Raw genomic sequence first — 17414 nt, 5'->3', positions numbered from 1 at the left:
ACCTAATCATTATCTAGTTATAGAGCGGATTTCCCTGTTTTTTATGCCATGCTAAAATATGCTTCCACGCTTCATCTGCATTATCTGCAAATATAGTAATATTCAAATCCTGTGGAGCAATAACACCTTCATCTTTTAAAAACTCAAAATCAATCGCTTTGTCCCAGTAGCTTTTTCCAATAAGAACAACCGGTATTTTTTGCGTTTTTCTTGTTTGAATCAGTGTCAAGGTTTCAAACAGTTCATCAAAAGTTCCAAAACCTCCTGGGTAAATTACCAATGCTTTTGCACGGTTTAAAAAGTGCAGTTTTCTAATGGCAAAATAACGAAACAAAAAACATAAATCGGGTGTAATATAAGGGTTTGGGTACTGTTCGTGTGGAAGTTTAATATTGAGTCCTATACTTTTAGCGCCTACATCATAAGCACCGCGATTTGCTGCTTCCATAATACCTGGACCGCCTCCTGTCATTATTGTGACACGGCAATCTTCGGCACTTTTCCCGCTTTTTCCTACAAGTTGGCCAAATTTTCTGGCATCGTCATAATAAATACTTTTTCCCACCATACGTTCCGCAACATAGAGTTCATGTAAAAGGTCTCTGTCGTTTGGTTTTTTTTGTAACATTTCTTGAAGAGTTGAGAGTCGTTTCATCGCTGTCTCTTTTTCTACAATACGTGCACTTCCAAAGACTACTATAGTATGCTCAACACCATACTCTTTCATTTTTAATTCAGGTTTGAGGTAATCAAGTTCAAGTCGAATGCCTCTGGCTTCATATGAATTTAAAAAATCCATATCCTCTTCAGCCATCGTATACGTCGGGCTTTTCATAATAGTTTTAATAAGCTTTAAAGATTGAGGGTCTTCTTCTTGAAGTTTTGGATGTTCCCAAGGCAATACTGTTTCATTTTTTTTCATTACATCATTCCTCTCATCATTAGGGAAAAGTAAGCTTTTCTCATTACATGTAAATTAAGTTCCCACCATATCCATCTCGGTTTGTACGGGTCAATCCAAAAAGTAGGCAGTGCTTTTTTTTCATTAAACTCTGCTAGTAAAACTTCGCCGAATTTTATTTTTACAGGAGAGACCGTGTAGCCGTTATATTGCATAGGAAGTGGCTTGTTTTCTATAGCCGCAGCTAAATTGTCTTGAATAATGATAGCCTGCTCTTGTGCAGAACCGCCGGTTTTTCCAAGTGATATGCCTAAAATATCTCCAAGACCAAACACATTTTTGTACTCTTTATGGCATAGAGTTTGCGCATCGACATTCATATATCCCTGATATTTACCGTCTTTGAACGCAAGCGGTGAATCTCTAAAGACTTTTGGAGCACGCATAGGAGGTACTACATGTAAGAAATCATAGGCTATATCTATTTTTTTATTGTTTGAGAGAAAAGTAGCAATTTTATTTTTGGCATCCACAGCTTTGAGCTGATGTTCATATAAAGGAGTAATATTTTTTTCTTGTTTTATCTTTTTTTCAATAACGGTATGAAATTTTGTAAAAGGGAAAAGCGTATTGTCCGGTTTTGCAAAACTAAATTCTATATTTTTCACTACATTACGTTTACTAAAAGGTCCTTTGCCTCTAAAAATATCATTGCCTAAAAAAAGAATATCTAAACTCGTTCCAACACCTTTAATCGGGGTATTTGGCTCAGTGCATATTATTTTTGTTTTTTTCTTTTGGGCATGCCGGCGAATCTCTTTAAACCATTGGTCCGTAATATCTCCACCTGTTGCACTGCCCTCAAGCGTATCATTGGCATAGACACTTGCAATGCAGTCTTTTCCTATCATATCCTTATTTAAACCCTCAATAGCTTCATAGTTATACTCCACACCAAGAGCAACTACAAGGTAGTCATAAGAAATATCGCCGCTTTTATCTGTTGTGAGCGAATTGTTTTTTGGATGAAATGCAATGATATGTTCTTTGAGCCACTCTACTTTATCTTCTAAAAGCTCGGCAGTTTTACGCTCATTATCATCTTGTATATATAAACCGGCAGCTACAAACATTTGTCCGGACTGATACAGATGCGTTTTATTTGGAGCAATGAGTGTAATGTGTGCATTGGGAGCAGATCTTCCCAGACGTGCGGCAGCTATCATTCCAGCTGTTCCGCCGCCTGCAATGACAATTTTTACTTTTTTATGACTTGCCGGCTGAGAGAGTTTTGTTGTCGCCTGTGCTGAAGTTGAGAGCAAAAGAGAGGCGCTCAGTGTGCCCATAGCTTTTATGGCATCTCTTCGAGAGAGTTTATTTTGTGTATTCATTGCCGTCTCCTTATATGATATCTTCGTTGTATTTTTTTCTGTAGTATCTCAAAACACCCATCTTAACGGCATCATTAAACACAAACCATGTCAAAGCATATGCCCACATCCATAAACCCCATTCCCAGCCGATAGGCTCCATTAAACCAAAACCGTACACTGCAATGATGGTTCCTGCAACACGGCTGAAAAATGTTGCATTAAAAAGAGTCCAGGACGGCCAAGGACGTTTGAAAAACCAGTCATCTATGCGGGTATTGTAAATAGTTCCGTGTCCGGCAATAACGAGTTTTGCAAAAAAGACACTTTGCACAAAATCAAGTGGCAGATGCATAAGTGAGATTAAAATCCAAAAGAGTGTAAAAGAGGATAAAACTCCAGCAATTCCAAGCCAGGAAGCTAATACGAAAACTTCTTTCATATCCCATCGTACAGGGGTTTCACGCAGTTTTGTATTATCATAGGCTATTGTCATAATAGGAATATCATTTAAGAGTGCCAAGATGATAATCATTAGCGCCGTAATAGGGTAGAAATCATAAATAACAATTGCCAGCGTCATAAATATAATAACACGAATAGTCTCAGCAATACGAAAAATCGTATAACTTTTCATTCTTTCAAATATTTGGCGTGCCTGTTTTATAGCATCGACAATGACTGTTAAACCCGGTGCCATCAGTACAATATCTGCTGCGGCTCGGGCTGCATCTGTAGCACCACTAACCGCAATACCACAGTCTGCTTTTTTCAGTGCCGGTGCATCATTGACTCCGTCTCCCGTCATACCGACAATGTGGTCGGCTTTTTGAAGTTCATCTACTATAAAGTATTTGTCTTGGGGAAAAACCTGTGCGAAACCGTCGGCATCCTCAATGAGAGCAATAATTTCAGACTCATGTTTTTTGACACTCCCTTTTGGCAGCGGCATATTGTAGAGTTCTTTTTGTACCTTTTGCACTATTTTTTTCACACTTTCATCAATTTCATTTTTAGAAGCACTTGGATGGATTGATTCTGTAATGGCCTTAGAGAGAATTTTTGAGAGATAAATATACTCTTCAATAGATTCCCCTTTAAGCGTATGAATATCTTGTATCTTTTCACCGATATTTAATAAAGAAGCAATGTATTTGGCAACGGCAATATTATCGCCGGTAACCATTTTGACAGCAATACCCTTGGCTTTTGCCTCGGCAATTGCTTCTACAGAATCCTCACGAGGAGGATCAAAAAGAGGAATAAGACCGACAAAGTGGTAGATATCCTCTTCACATTTACGAAATGCAACACCTAAAGTTCTAAACCCTTTTGAAGCAAATTCTTCAACTTGTTTATAGGCTTGTTCTTTGTCAAACTCTTTATCATCACTTTGTTCTATAATGACTTGAGGTGCCCCTTTGGTGTAAATTAACTCACAATCTTCACCCTCGTATATACCTTCTGTTCTTTTGTGAACAGGATCAAAAGGGAGAAATTTTTTCAGTTTTTGCAGCGGTAATTTGTCTTCTAATTTATTTTGATGGATATAGTCAAATATAGGTTTTTCAATAGGATCTTGATTTTCCTCTTTACTGGCAAGTGCTGCATAAATCATAAGTTCTTGTGCTGTGTAGCCATTTGCAAGATACGGTTCTGCCAGACTCATGCGATTTTGAGTAAGCGTTCCCGTTTTGTCAGAACATAATACGTCCATACCTGCTACTTCTTCAATGGCAGCCAAACGACTGACAATTGCCTGTTTTGCAGCCAAAACCTGTGCGCCGATGGCCATTGTTACGGTAAGTACCGCAGGCATTGCCACAGGAATGGCAGATATGGTTAATACAAGAGCAAAAACTAAGAGCTCTATTGTCGGCTGGTTCGTTTTAATACCGTGATAGATAATGATTGCAATCATTGCAATTGTCAGAAGAATTAAAAAGTTTCCGACTTTAATAACCATTTTTTGAAAATGGCTGACTTCTTCATTTTGTGCTTTTGCAACAAGTCCCACTGTTTTACCAAAGTAGGTGTTTTTTGCAGTTGCTGTAACAGTGGCAAGCATTTCGCCTTGTTTTATAATGGCATTTGCATATAAATCATCTCCTACTTTTTTATGAACAGGCAGTGATTCTCCCGTAAGTGCAGATTGGTCTACGAGTAAAAAATATCCTCCGCTGAGAAGTTTGACATCGGCTGGAACAATATCACCGATTTTAATTTTTATGATATCATCAGGCACAATCTCTTTGGCATCTATCTCCTGCCACTTTCCATCACGCAAAACGACAGCCTTGCGTGCAAGTTTCTTTTTAAGTACAGAGATGGCATTAAGTGCTTTTGCTTCTTGGTAAAAATCAACTATTGCATTTACAAAGAGTAAAATTATAATAATGGTAAAGTCTTCCCATCTGTGCGCAAGAGCAGAGAGCACTGCTGCTGCTTCTATCATCCACGGAATTGGTCCCCAGAATCTTCTAAAGAGACGATGAACCCAGTTCTCCTCTTTTTCATTGAGCTCATTATAACCATACTTTTTAAGACGTTCTTGTACTTCTTCTTGTGTTAAACCGGTTAAACTCTTATCACCTGTTTCCATTCTAATTACCTTAATAATATATCTTATAAAAACATTTTAGCACAATATGATATAATAAGAGAAAAACAAAGGCTTATGTGATGAAAAGCTCAATCATTGAGAGTATTAAATCGCTTCCTCCTCTTTCAAAAACCATTATTGATATAAATAGAGTTTATGCAGATGAAGAGGCTGGAATTGGTGACTTGGCAAAGGTTATCGAAGGTGATCCCATGATAGTTGCCAATTTGCTTAAAAATGCTAATTCTCCACTTTATGGATTTGGTAAAGAAATTAGAAATGTTACACAGGCTGTTTCACTTTTTGGAATGAGTATGACACGCTCTATTGCACTTGGAAATTCTGTTCGTAAACTTTTAAATGTAGATATGCAGCCTTATGGAATCACAAGTGAAAAATTTGCCGAGGTATCTGCAATGCAGGCTACACTTATTCGTAAATGGTATTCTAAAGTAGATAAACAAAAAGCTGACAAACTCTATTTAGCTGCATTTCTACAAGAAACTGGAAAAATATTAATCGCAAGTGATGTTATTCAAGAAGATGAAGATGTGAGCTTTAAATCAGAAGCCCAGCATTCAAATAATTTGGCACAAGTAGAAAAATCTTACGTAGACGTTACGAGTGCAGAGGTTACGGCAGAAGTCTTTCAGCATTGGGGATTTGATACAGAGTTTGTAGAGATGATTCATTATGCAGATAACCCATCTGCAGCACCGGATGAGATGAAGGAGTATTCAACTGCTTTAAATATAGTAAAAACTGTGTTGCCAGTTAATGCTCCATTATCAGAACAGGCAATTAATTTTGGACTAAGACATGCAAGTGATGCAGGGTATGATGAAAATCTGCTTCAAGAGACTATTAATGATATGCTTGATGCAGTTAAGGCATCTTCATGAGCAAAACTGTTACAGTTATAGATACATTTGGTTTTTTCTTTAGAAGTTTTTATGCTCTTCCTCAACACCTGCGTACAAAAGACGGTTTTCCCACCGGGCTTTTGACAGGCTTTACCAATTTTATTGCAACACTGCAAAAAGAACATGACAGTGATTATATTATTTTTGCCATAGATTCCAAGGGTGAAACCTTTCGAAATGAAATAGATGTAAATTATAAAGCAAACCGCAGTGCTCCGCCGCCGGAACTCACACAACAGCTTCCTGTTGCTATAGAGTGGATAAACAAGATGGGCTACAAAACACTTGGAAAAAGCGGTTTTGAAGCAGATGATATTATCGCAACAGTCGTTCGCTGTGTAAAAGAGAAAGGCTATAAAATAAGGGTTGTCTCTCATGACAAAGACCTGTACCAGCTTATAGATGATGATAAAGTAGTTATTGTCGATGCCATTAAAAAGAAATATGTAAACGAAAAAGCATGCTATGACAAGTATGGAGTAACCCCGAAGCAGTTTATAGATTACCAGTCAATACTTGGAGACAGTGCGGATAATGTACCGGGTGTAAAAGGTATAGGAAAAGTCGGTGCTGAGAAACTTTTAAAAGAGTACGGCACACTGGATAATATTTATGCGCATATTGATGAAATAAAAGGTGCAACACAAAAAAAACTTATAGAATCACGTGAACAGGCTTATATGTCAAAAGAGCTTGTAACTCTGCATCCTAATGTTTTTGAGTGTAAAGAGTTTGATTTTGAAGAGTATAAAATGGATGTGGAAAATCCATTTTTAAATATTTATGATGAACTTGTCAAGTATGAACAAAATGCAATTCTCAGAACACTTCATGCAAAAAATATGGTAACTCCCGAGCAGAAGGAAAATGCGCAAAAGCTCCAAGAGTCTTGCACTGATAAGAGTGCAAAGCTGGAATTTAAAGCAACACTGCTTAGTGATGAAAAAGAACTCAACAGTGTTCTTAATAAGCTTAATAAAGAGACCATAGTGGCTTTTGATACAGAAACAACAGGACTCGATTATATTAACAACAAACTCGTAGGTTTTAGTTTTTCTTTTAATGATGAAGAGGCCTATTATGTTCCTTTTGGACATTTTTATCTCGGTGTTGCAGATCAGGTGAGTAAAGATGTTGCAAAACAGGCAATGCGCCGTATTTTTAATTCTAAAGTAGTAGGTCACAATATAAAATTTGATTTGCATTTTGTGACACGCTTTTTAGAAGAAAAAGATTTACCTGTATATTGTGACAGTATGATTTTAGCATGGCTGATTAATCCGGAATCAGCACTCAGTCTGGATAAACTTTCAGACAAACTGTTAGGTCATGAAATGGTTCATTTTAAAGATACAGTAAAAAAAGGTGAAAATTTTTCTACCGTGGAACTTGATGATGCCTGTGTATATGCTGCAGAGGATGCTTTTATAACAAGAAAACTTTATAAACTTTTTTTGAAAAAACTTGAATTACAGGATGCTACACATCTTATAGAAGAAGCAAAAACGGTCGAAATTCCTTTTATGCATACACTACTGAAAATGGAAGAAGAAGGTATAGAAGTAGATACAGGTTTTTTAGAAAAGTTTTTGGTTGAGGTAAAAGAGACTCTGGAATATTTGACAAAAAGTATTTATGAACTTGCAGGTAGTGAATTTAACATCAATTCTACACAACAACTTGGCAATATACTCTTTGAAAAACTTGGATTACCTGTAGGTAAAAAAACAAAGACAGGCTATTCAACAAATGAAAAAGTGCTGAGTTCATTAAAAGACAAGCATCCTATTATTCCTAAACTTTTAGAATACCGTGAAGTTCATAAACTTTATTCAACTTATATAGATCCTCTTTTGAAGCTGGCGAATGAAGACGAACAACATCGAATTCATACCTCTTTTGTTCAAACTGGAACAGCAACAGGAAGGCTCAGTTCAAAAAATCCTAATCTGCAAAATATCCCGACACGGACACCGCTTGGCGCAAAAATCCGTAGAGGATTTGTGGCAGGAGAAGGAAAAAAGTTCATAGGAATTGATTACTCGCAAATGGAACTTCGACTTCTTGCACATTTTTCACAAGATCCTGTTTTAGTAAATGCATTTATGCATGATAAAGATATTCACCTCCAAACTGCTATTGTACTCTTTGGAGAAGAAGAGGCAGCGCACAAGAGAAACATAGCAAAAACAGTAAATTTTGGCTTATTATATGGAATGGGTCCAAAAAAACTCTCAGATACACTCGGCATAACAACTAAAGAAGCCAAAGAAATCATAGAAAAATATTTTGAATCATTTCATACCGTAAAAGCATATTTCCGTTCCATCGTTGAGAGCTCAAAAGAGAAAGGTTATGTAGAGACATTACTGGGACGCAGACGTTACTTTGATTATGAAAATGCGACACCGATGTACAGAGCAGCTTATGAAAGAGAATCAGTAAATAGTGTTTTTCAGGGAAGTGTCAGTGATGTTATAAAGTTAAGTATGAATAAGATTCATACTATTATAAATGAAGAAAAGCTTCAAGCAAAAATGCTGTTGCAAATTCATGATGAGTTGATTTTTGAAGTCGATGAAAAAGTGGCTGATGAACTTGGCAATAGATTTAGAGATATTATGGATCATATTGTAGAGTTAAATATACCGTTAAAAGCAAGTTTAAATATTGGCGATAACTGGGGAGAATTAAAGTAATGCAGTTTAGATACATCGGTAAAAGTGGTTTGAGAGTAAGTCCTATATGTCTTGGAACTATGACTTTTGGTACGCAGACACCCGATGAAAAAGTGGCTTTTAAAATCATGGATAAAGCCTATGATGCAGGCGTGAATTTTTTTGATACGGCAGAACTTTATCCTGTACCCCCATCTGCAAAACTTGCAGGTTTGACAGAGGAGATAGTAGGACGTTGGCTTAAAACTAAACCACGCGATAGTATTATATTGGCTTCAAAAGTTGCAGGTGCGGCAAACGGTTGGTTTGTGCCGCCTATTCGTCATGGGCTTACAGCTATAGATAGTTTTCATATTGAACGCGCTATAGAAGGTTCTTTGAAACGTTTACAGACAGACTACATAGATTTGTATCAAATGCACTGGCCTGATACTGTTGTGCCCATTGAAGAGAGTTTAAAAGCATTCGACAGATTGGTGCAAAGCGGTAAAGTCCGTTACATAGGAACATCAAACGATACGGCATACGGGACTTCAAAAGCATTAATGACAAGCGAATTTAAAGGATATGCAAGATTTGAGTCTATTCAAAATAATTTCTCACTTTTAAATAGAAGATTTTTGGATGAACTCTCTACTTTATGTGAAAAAGAGCATGTTTCACTACTACCGTATTCACCTCTTGGAGGTGGTGTGTTAAGTGGAAAATATAATCAACCGACAAATGCGCAGGGCAGATTTAGTGCCTATATGAATGCAAGTGATTCAAGACAGCGTCTGATGGCGCAAAGATTTGTCAATGATAAAACACTTGCTTCTACGCAAAAGTATCTTAAAATAGCGCATGATGCAGGATTGGACCCCGTAACAATGGCTACAGCATGGTCAAAGCAGTTTTCGTTTGTTGCCTCTACAATTATAGGCGCAACAGAACCCCACCAGCTCGATGCAAGTCTGGCCGCAATGGACTTGGAACTCTCAGAAGAAGTTTTACAGGCATGCGACAAAGTACATCAAGAAATTTTATACCCTATGGGATAATGTTTTAAGAAGAAAGAGGCAGTGGACTCGGTTCGCTGAAATAGTATCCTTGCGAATACTCAATTCCTAAATCTTCTACTACCTTCTGTACACTTTCATTGTGTACAAACTCTGCTACACAGGGAATATTTGCATTTTTAGCAAAAAATACAATGGCTTTGGTGATTTCATAGCTTTTTGGATTTGTGTCAATATCTTTTATGTACTTTGCATCAATTTTTAAAAAGTCTATATCAAGGTTTAAAATACGTTCAAAATTTGAATATTCCACTCCAAAATCATCAATGGCAATAGAATAGCCTTTTTCTTTTAAGGAACTGAGCTGTTTTATATGATTTTTCTTTCCGCTTGCGCTGATCCCTTCAAGTATCTCGAGGGTAACACGTGCAAGCAATATATTGTATTGTGCAGACTTTTTATTTAAATACTCGAGTATATAGTGTCTTATTAAATCATCTTCAGTGATATTAATTGAAAAAGTGTAATCATTATCTGCCATTATTTTGAAAGTTTTGTCTATCATTATTTTTGTAATTTCCGGTATAAGACCGGATGAATGAGCAGGTTCCAAAAAGAGATAGGGTGATAAAATTTCTTCATCCTTTTTGATTCTGGCAAGAGCTTCTACTTTTGTGATTGTACCGCTTCTGTTGTCTCTTATTCCTTGAAAAAACGGAATTATTTTATCAGATGCGAGGGCATTGTATAAAATATTGTTCGCTTCAATAAATTGTTTTCTTTTGGCAAAGCATATATCTTCTTCTTCATTGTTGAAGATATAAAGAGAACTTCTTCCTCTGCCTTTTGCATGTTTTAAGGAGATAATAGCATGCTTAAATAGGTTTTCATTACCTGTTGCCGCTCCATAGGTAAAAGAGATATTTAAGGCGATAGAATCAATAAGAAGTTCATGCGCATAAAAATATTCTTTAATTTTTTCAACATCTTTTTTTATGTCTGTATCGGGACCAAGGACAATGGCAAACTGGTCAGCTTCTAGTTTGCATATTTTTTGATATTTTAATTCTTTGTTTAGTATATTTGCTACCTGTATTAGGAGCTTATCTCCTATTTCAAAACCGTAGGTATTATTTATATAGCTAAAATTATTGATATCAAGAAGTAGAAGTATTTGCTCTTTATTTTTACTTAAAATTTCATCTAAATATGTTTTATTATGCAGTCCTGTTAAGCTGTCATAATAAAGCATACGCTGTAGTTTATTTTCAATTTCTTTGTTTTTTAATACAATATTGACGATAGATGCTGCTGTTTCAAGCAGTTTTTTATGAAAAGGAGCCGGCAGACGATGCTCAAATGATGAGAGGGCAAAACTTCCTATAGCTTTGTTGTTCTCATCTACAATGGGCATAGACCAGCATGAACAAAGATTAAAATCAAAGGCGACTTTTCTCAAGTCCACCCATCTTTCATCTTTAAATGTATTTAATACATACTGAGGTTTATTCCTAAATACGGCATTTCCGCAAGAACCACCGCCGGGTCCAGGTTTAAGATTTTCTAAAGCTTTCCATCCTGATTCAGGAATAGAGGGCGCAGAAAGTACACTCATTAGCCCTGTTTTTTTATTGACAAGCATAATGGATGCTACAGAATTTGGTAAAAGCTGTTCGGTTAGAAGACATAGATGCTGTAAAATATCATCATAATTGTGGTAAAGAGCTAATTTTTGTAAAATGGCACTTTGTATATTGAGAATATTTTCATACTCTTTTGGGGTGATGTTAAGCTGGCTAAGTTGCGCTTCATTTAAATTTTCGCACACAAGTTTTTGTCCCACAATTGTCCTTATTTATAAGATAAAATAATAATATCATACAGTTGCTTAATTTGACTATTGTTTTTCTCTTGTAATTGAATAGATAAAGCTGAAAACTTCGGCAATTGCTTTATACATTTGGGGCGGTACTTCTTTGTTTAGTTCAACTTTAGACAATAGCTCTATCAAATCTTCATCTTTTTTTATAGGTACACCATGCTCTTTCGCAATTTTAATGATTTTTTGTGCAGTAGTACCTTTTCCCTTGGCACTGATAACAGGAGCACGATTTTTTTCTTTGTCGTATGTAAGAGCTACTGCTTTTTCTTTCATACTTTTACCTCAAAATCCATTGCCAAATTATCATTTATCTGTTTTTCATATATATTGGACTTTTCATTTATAAAGCGAATTTCTTTGGGTGTTATGTTTACATGTAAGAGCTGTTTCTTGAGTGTTGGCAAATTTTGCTGCAGTATAGATTTCAATGCTTCACTTTTAGTGTTAATGTTTATATTGAGCTGGTCATTTTGAAACAGTGCCAGTCGTAAATCAAGCTCTCCGTAGCTTTTTAAGTTTAAATGAATATCACAAAAAAATCTGTCATCTTTAGCATTTTTAAGTGTTATATTACCATCTTTCAAATCTTTCCATTCATAGGGTATATATAAAGAAGATGCATTTGAGAGATGCGATACGAGTTGGTTATAGTCAATTTGGAGCAAAAGTTTGTCTATGTGTTTGAGTATTTCTTGTTTATTGGTTTGGGTTGAATTAGCTAATTCATCATGCGCCTTGAGCAAAAGAGCCTTGATGTCAGAGCTAAAAAGCTCTTTTGGATTTTGCGTATTTTTTATATTTGATTCTAAAAACAGACCGGAAGTTTGCATTTTTGTTTTTAACTCTTTTGGATTAATTTCTTTTATATTTGTCAAAAAATTTTCAAGAGTTTTTTCCAAAGACAAAGGATTTTTTTCTTGTTTTAGTGTTTGAATAAGCTCTTTAATTGTTGTATTTGCATTTGAGAGACTTTTAAGTGTAGGATTGTTTTTAAGGAGTTCTAAGAGCAATTTATTTTGTGCAGTATCTGATGTTGTTGCGCGTTTGAGTAGCGAGTCTAAGATTGAGCCTAAATCTTTTGACTGCGTAAGTGTCTGTAACTCCTCGGGTGATGCATTCTTTAAAACCTGTGCCAAAGCTTTATTTGTATTTGGCAAAATTAACTGTAAATGCTTAGCTGCGGTGTTATTTAAATTTATCATAGTACAAGTTTATCATAGTTGAGTATAATACGCAAAAAGTAAAGAGAGAATATGGATAAAAGAATAGAAGAAGTTTTACATATTTGGCATACATATTTTGAGGATGAGAACAATCAATATTCTGAATATGAACCCTCAGATATTGAGTATTTTGTCGGTTGTATGCTCTATAATCATTTTGCATTTTCAAAAGCACTCGATAATTTAAAGACGATGGATTTGAGTTATGATTTTTTATCTGCATGCGGTGATGAGTATGATGATATTAAAGAGATAATCGCGGCAATAAACTTTGAAGACGAACAGAAAGCTTTAAAATTTTTACAAAATTATATACAAGAAGCCAAAGCAAAATATACCAAGTCTGAACTTTATCTTTTAGACAGATTAGAGTACCATGTAAATGCAATGGCCCAGCGTTATGAAAAAGATGTAGATGTGCAAAGAATAGACTTTGAAAATCCGCTTTTAAGACAATAGTTTTACAATGAAAAAGTATCTTATAACAGCCAATCCCTCGTATTTTCAGCTCAGAAAATATATGCCGGATTTCGCCCTTTACCGCGATAAAGAAAATAAAAATTATGCAGATGAGGCACAAAATTTTGTGCAGATGTGCAAACCGCTTAAAATTCTCAAAGTCTTTTTGCATCAAGATTATGAATTAGCTGCAAAATTGGGAGCACACGGTGTGCATCTGACCTCAAAACAGTTTGATGAGATACCAAAAGCAAAAGAGCTGGGGCTTGAGGTTATCATCAGTACGCATACACACGATGAAGTACATGTAGCTGAGGCAATGGGTGCCGATTATGTAACATACAGCCCTGTATTTGCCTCGCCTGATAAAGGAGAGCCTAAAGGTGTAGAAGATTTACAAAGTATTGTCTCTATGACTGATGTGAAAATTTTCGCACTTGGAGGCATCATAAGCCAGAAAGAAGTAGATGCAGTAGCAAATACAGATGCATACGGTTTTGCCTCTATTCGATACTTTTTATAATATTTTTTTGAGTATCAGAGTGTTTTAACGCAATTTCGCTAAAATCTATAATTAATTAAAACTGGATGTAATAACTATGAGTGAAGAGCAAAAAAAACTACTTGAACAACAACTTTGGAACATTGCAAATACTCTTAGGGGCAAGATGGATGCGGATGAGTTTCGTGACTACATACTAGGATTTATCTTTTACAAATATCTCTCTGAAAAAATTAACGATTACGCAGACAACTTACTTAAAGAGGATAAGATACTTTTTTGTGACTTAGATGAAAACAGCGAAGAGGGCAAAGAGATGTTAGAAGCCATCAAAGAAGATGCCATCGAATCACTCGGCTATTTTCTCAAACCTTCAGAGCTTTTCTCCGCCGTAGCCAAAAGAGGAAACTCAGACACGAACAACTTCATCCTTGAAGATCTCACGGGCATACTCAGAAACATAGAACAAAGCACTATGGGGCATGAGAGTGAAGATGACTTTGAGCATTTGTTTGAAGACTTAGACCTTACAAGCACGAAACTTGGTAAAACAGAAGAGGCGAAGAACAAGCTCATAGCAAAAGTGCTCTCTCACCTTGATAAGATAGACTTTGAGCTGAAAAACCATGACCGTGATGTACTGGGTGATGCGTATGAGTACTTAATAGCGCAGTTTGCAAGCGGTGCAGGAAAAAAAGCGGGAGAGTTTTACACGCCGCAGCAAGTGAGTAAAATCCTTGCAAAGATAGTCACCAACAAAAAAACAAAACTAAAATCAGTCTATGACCCTACATGTGGAAGCGGTTCACTGCTTTTACGCGTAGCCAAAGAGGTCCAAGATGTTAGCAACTTCTACGGACAAGAGCTTAACCGTACTACTTACAACCTTGCACGGATGAATATGATAATGCACGATGTTCACTACCGTAAGTTTGACATCAAGCAAGAAGATACACTTGAGAATCCGCAGCATAGAGACAAAAGATTTGAAGCCATCGTGGCAAATCCACCTTTTTCAGCGCACTGGTCGGCAAACCCTCTTTTTATGAGTGATGACAGATTTTCTCAGTACGGTAAACTTGCACCAAAATCAAAAGCAGACTATGCCTTTGTGCAGCATATGATTTATCAGCTTGATGACAACGGCACTATGGCAGTGGTACTTCCTCACGGTGTTTTATTTCGCGGAGCGGCAGAGGGGCATATAAGACGCTACCTTATAGAAGATAGAAACTATCTTGACGCAGTCATCGGACTTCCTGCAAACATCTTTTACGGCACATCAATACCTACATGTATCTTAGTCTTTAAAAAGTGTCGTGAAGACAGCGAAAATGTTCTTTTTATAGATGCAAGTAATGAGTTTGAAAAAGCAAAAAACCAAAATGTACTGACAGATGAAAATATTGACAAAATTATCACTACTTTTAAAGAGCGAAGTACAATAGATAAATACTCTCACCTTGCAACACTAAAAGAGATAAAAGAAAACGATTACAATCTAAATATCCCGCGTTATGTAGATACCTTTGAAGAGGAAGAGCCCATAGACCTAAACGCAGTATCACAAGAGCTCAAAGCCTTAGAAAATGAGATAAACACGACAAACGCAACCATAGCCTCATACTGTAGCGAACTTGGCATCGCTACACCGTTTTAAGAGATTATGATGCGTGTTACATGTAAAGTACCTGAGCTACGGTTTGCTGAGTTTAGTGGGGAGTGGGACGAGAAACAACTTATTGAACTGTCTAAAAATGGTTTTAGCAATGGAGCTTTTAACGACCCAAAAAAAGCGGGTCATGGTTATCGGATTATTAATGTAAAAGACATGTATATTGATGGAAGAATAAATATTTCTAATCTATTGAGAGTTGCACTTGATGAAAAAGAATTTTTGAAAAATAGAGTTGAATATGGTGATATTTTTTTTACAAGGTCTTCATTAGTTAAAGAAGGTATTGCATATTCCAATATAAACCTTAATAATGCAAATGATTTAACTTTTGATGGACATTTGATTAGAATGCGTCCTAATAAACAAAATTATTCACCATTGTTTTTATACTATAATTTTACTACTTTATATGCGAGAAAACAATTCATAATTCGAGGGAAAACAACTACTATGACAACAATAGGGCAAGAAGATATTGCTTCTGTTAAAATTGTTTTACCCTCAAAACTAGAACAAGAAAAAATCGCCTTTTTTTTAAGCTCGGTGGATAGTAAGATAGAACAACTCAGCAAAAAGAAAACACTGCTTGAGCAGTACAAAAAAGGTGTCATGCAAAAAATCTTCTCCCAAGAACTGCGTTTTAAAGATGATGATGAAAGTGAGTTTCCTGAGTGGGTTGAGAAGCAGTTGGGGGACTTTTTAATTTTAACATTGAGAAAAGTTCCTAAGCCAACAGAGAATTATTTGGCAATAGGTATTAGAAGTCATTGTAAAGGTACTTTTCAAAAACCTGATTCAGAACCTCATAAAATTGCCATGGAAAAATTATTTTTAGTAAAAGAAAATGATTTAATTGTAAGTATTACATTTGCGTGGGAAAGTGCAATAGCAATAGTAAAGAAAGAAGATAAAAATGGTTTGGTTTCACATCGGTTTCCAACTTACACATTTGATGAAAAAATTGCCACTCATGAATTTTTTAAATATGTCATTATTCAAAAAAAATTTAGATTTATGCTCGATTTGATTTCACCGGGTGGGGCAGGAAGAAATAGAGTCATGAGTAAAAAAGATTTTTTGACATTAAAATGGAATATGCCATGTATCAAAGAACAAACAAAAATAGCAAACTTCCTCTCCTCTTTAGATAAGAAGATAGCACTCACAAACAAAGAGCTTGACGCTACAAAAGAGTTCAAAAAAGCACTCCTTCAAAAGATGTTTGTGTAGGTATGGGTGAAAAATGACAAAAACGAAATACTTACTTTATGCTTTCAAACAACAAAAGAATAATAAATATCTGTATTGGTATGAAACAGATGAAAAGTATTTTGTTCAGACAAAACCACCTAAATACCTACTAGATGCAAACAGTAAAACGTTAGATACGATAGATGAAGATGAGATTATACAAAACCCTTGGCTTGAATGGAAATCCAACGATGTACAAAAAATCATTTCCAAAGATGGTATCTGTATTAATTATCTCAAATCAACAAATCATGACTTCATCACAAAAAATGAAGATATGAAACTCCTTGAAATGTATAGTTATCTTGTAGAGAATTTTGACATATCCAAATCTTTTGGTTTTAAAACTATACAAGAGTGGCATAAGATGGTATTTGAGACTATCTACCCCTTTGCAGGGAAAAATAGAACTGTAAATATGAGCAAAGGCAATGGGTTGCAAGCTTGGGAATGGAGAGTTGAATTTTTAAATGGACTTCCTGAGTTTGATGTGTTTTTAAAAGAGATTTCTGTTAAAGAGTATGACAGTGTTGATGAGATTACGAATGATTTGGCAAAATGTACATGTGACTTTTTATTTATTCACCCGTTTAGAGAGGGAAATGGAAGAATTAGCAGACTTATATGTGACATTATTCTTGCAAAAAACGGTTTGCCTATGATAGGCTTAAAACTAAAAAAAGGCGATAAATATTTAGAGAGAGTTCATTCAGGTTACGAATGTAACTATGAACCGATGAAAGAGTTATTGCAGATGAAAATCGAAGAAGGGCTTAGGAATGAATAAGCTTGTAATGCTCAATAAGCTCTTTTTTTGTAGTTTTAGAACCTTCAACTTTAGCCGAAGTATAAACAGAATTAATAATCATCTTTTGCTTTTTTGCAGAGGAAGTAAAATGCTTGTTAGAGTTTGCAATAGTTTTTTTCATAATAATAAAGCTCCAATA

15 protein-coding genes are annotated in these 17414 nt (G+C 35.7%); 8 read left to right on the top strand and 7 right to left on the bottom strand.

Going from position 1 to position 17414, the window contains the following annotated elements; genetic code table 11:
• Window positions 1-13: 13 nt before the first annotated feature.
• Genes SAUT_RS06865 through SAUT_RS06855 form a run of 3 tightly spaced genes read right to left on the bottom strand, consistent with a single transcriptional unit; the run spans window position 14 to window position 4873 of the window.
• Window positions 14-922: an LOG family protein gene (locus SAUT_RS06865; RefSeq protein WP_013327157.1), complete on the bottom strand. Its 909-nt coding sequence runs from the start codon at window positions 920-922 to the stop codon at window positions 14-16.
• Window positions 922-2292: an NAD(P)/FAD-dependent oxidoreductase gene (locus SAUT_RS06860; protein WP_013327156.1), complete on the bottom strand. Its 1371-nt coding sequence runs from the start codon at window positions 2290-2292 to the stop codon at window positions 922-924. Before SAUT_RS06860 ends, SAUT_RS06865 begins: the two co-directional genes overlap by 1 nt.
• A 10-nt stretch (window positions 2293-2302) precedes the next feature.
• Entirely contained in the window at window positions 2303-4873 is a 2571-nt protein-coding gene (locus tag SAUT_RS06855) for a plasma-membrane proton-efflux P-type ATPase (RefSeq protein WP_013327155.1), read from the bottom strand.
• Between the two features lie 80 nt (window positions 4874-4953).
• Here SAUT_RS06855 and SAUT_RS06850 point away from each other — a divergent pair, with 80 nt between their 5' ends.
• From SAUT_RS06850 to SAUT_RS06840, 3 genes are read left to right on the top strand one after another with little or no spacing between them, the layout of a single operon-like run.
• The gene (locus SAUT_RS06850; RefSeq protein WP_013327154.1) at window positions 4954-5775 is read left to right on the top strand and encodes an HDOD domain-containing protein; all 822 of its coding nucleotides are present in this window, start codon (window positions 4954-4956) and stop codon (window positions 5773-5775) included.
• Entirely contained in the window at window positions 5772-8495 is a 2724-nt protein-coding gene (polA, locus tag SAUT_RS06845; protein ID WP_013327153.1) for a DNA polymerase I, read from the top strand. Before SAUT_RS06850 ends, polA begins: the two co-directional genes overlap by 4 nt.
• Complete coding sequence (locus tag SAUT_RS06840) at window positions 8495-9514, top strand: aldo/keto reductase (RefSeq protein WP_013327152.1); 1020 nt, start codon at window positions 8495-8497, stop codon at window positions 9512-9514. The genes polA and SAUT_RS06840 overlap by 1 nt, the downstream gene beginning before the upstream one ends.
• A 4-nt stretch (window positions 9515-9518) precedes the next feature.
• On the opposite strand, the gene SAUT_RS06835 is transcribed toward SAUT_RS06840, so the two are convergent.
• From SAUT_RS06835 to fliK, 3 genes are read right to left on the bottom strand one after another with little or no spacing between them, the layout of a single operon-like run.
• Window positions 9519-11315, bottom strand: coding sequence for a sensor domain-containing diguanylate cyclase (locus SAUT_RS06835; protein WP_013327151.1), 1797 nt, complete (start codon window positions 11313-11315; stop codon window positions 9519-9521).
• A gap of 54 nt (window positions 11316-11369) precedes the next feature.
• Window positions 11370-11627, bottom strand: coding sequence for an EscU/YscU/HrcU family type III secretion system export apparatus switch protein (locus SAUT_RS06830; RefSeq protein ID WP_013327150.1), 258 nt, complete (start codon window positions 11625-11627; stop codon window positions 11370-11372).
• Window positions 11624-12556, bottom strand: a complete 933-nt coding sequence (fliK, locus tag SAUT_RS06825; RefSeq protein WP_013327149.1) for a flagellar hook-length control protein FliK — start codon at window positions 12554-12556, stop codon at window positions 11624-11626. Before fliK ends, SAUT_RS06830 begins: the two co-directional genes overlap by 4 nt.
• A 51-nt stretch (window positions 12557-12607) precedes the next feature.
• Between fliK and SAUT_RS06820 the strand changes: the two genes are divergently transcribed.
• The 5 genes from SAUT_RS06820 (at window position 12608) to SAUT_RS06800 (ending at window position 17254) form a co-directional block, all read left to right on the top strand.
• Window positions 12608-13036, top strand: a complete 429-nt coding sequence (locus tag SAUT_RS06820) for a hypothetical protein (protein ID WP_013327148.1) — start codon at window positions 12608-12610, stop codon at window positions 13034-13036.
• Between the two features lie 7 nt (window positions 13037-13043).
• A complete protein-coding gene (locus SAUT_RS06815; protein WP_013327147.1) occupies window positions 13044-13559 on the top strand; it encodes a thiamine phosphate synthase in 516 nt (171 codons plus the stop codon).
• A 76-nt stretch (window positions 13560-13635) separates the two neighbouring features.
• On the top strand, window positions 13636-15198 hold the full coding sequence (locus SAUT_RS06810; protein ID WP_013327146.1) for a type I restriction-modification system subunit M: 1563 nt from the start codon (window positions 13636-13638) through the stop codon (window positions 15196-15198).
• Window positions 15199-15204: 6 nt separating this feature from the next.
• Window positions 15205-16446 carry a restriction endonuclease subunit S gene (locus tag SAUT_RS06805; protein WP_148218514.1) on the top strand — a complete coding sequence of 414 codons (1242 nt, stop codon included), beginning with the start codon at window positions 15205-15207 and terminating at the stop codon, window positions 16444-16446.
• Between the two features lie 13 nt (window positions 16447-16459).
• A complete protein-coding gene (locus SAUT_RS06800) occupies window positions 16460-17254 on the top strand; it encodes a Fic/DOC family protein (protein ID WP_013327144.1) in 795 nt (264 codons plus the stop codon).
• On the opposite strand, the gene SAUT_RS11365 is transcribed toward SAUT_RS06800, so the two are convergent.
• Window positions 17241-17396, bottom strand: coding sequence for a hypothetical protein (locus tag SAUT_RS11365; protein WP_169302253.1), 156 nt, complete (start codon window positions 17394-17396; stop codon window positions 17241-17243). The two genes, SAUT_RS06800 and SAUT_RS11365, sit on opposite strands and share 14 nt — an antisense overlap.
• Window positions 17397-17414: the final 18 nt, after the last annotated feature.

Source organism: Sulfurimonas autotrophica DSM 16294 (assembly GCF_000147355.1).
GTDB classification, from domain to species: Bacteria; Campylobacterota; Campylobacteria; order Campylobacterales; family Sulfurimonadaceae; genus Sulfurimonas; species Sulfurimonas autotrophica.
The sequence above is the reverse complement of the archived record's forward strand: the minus strand, read 5'-3'. Positions and strand labels throughout refer to the sequence as shown.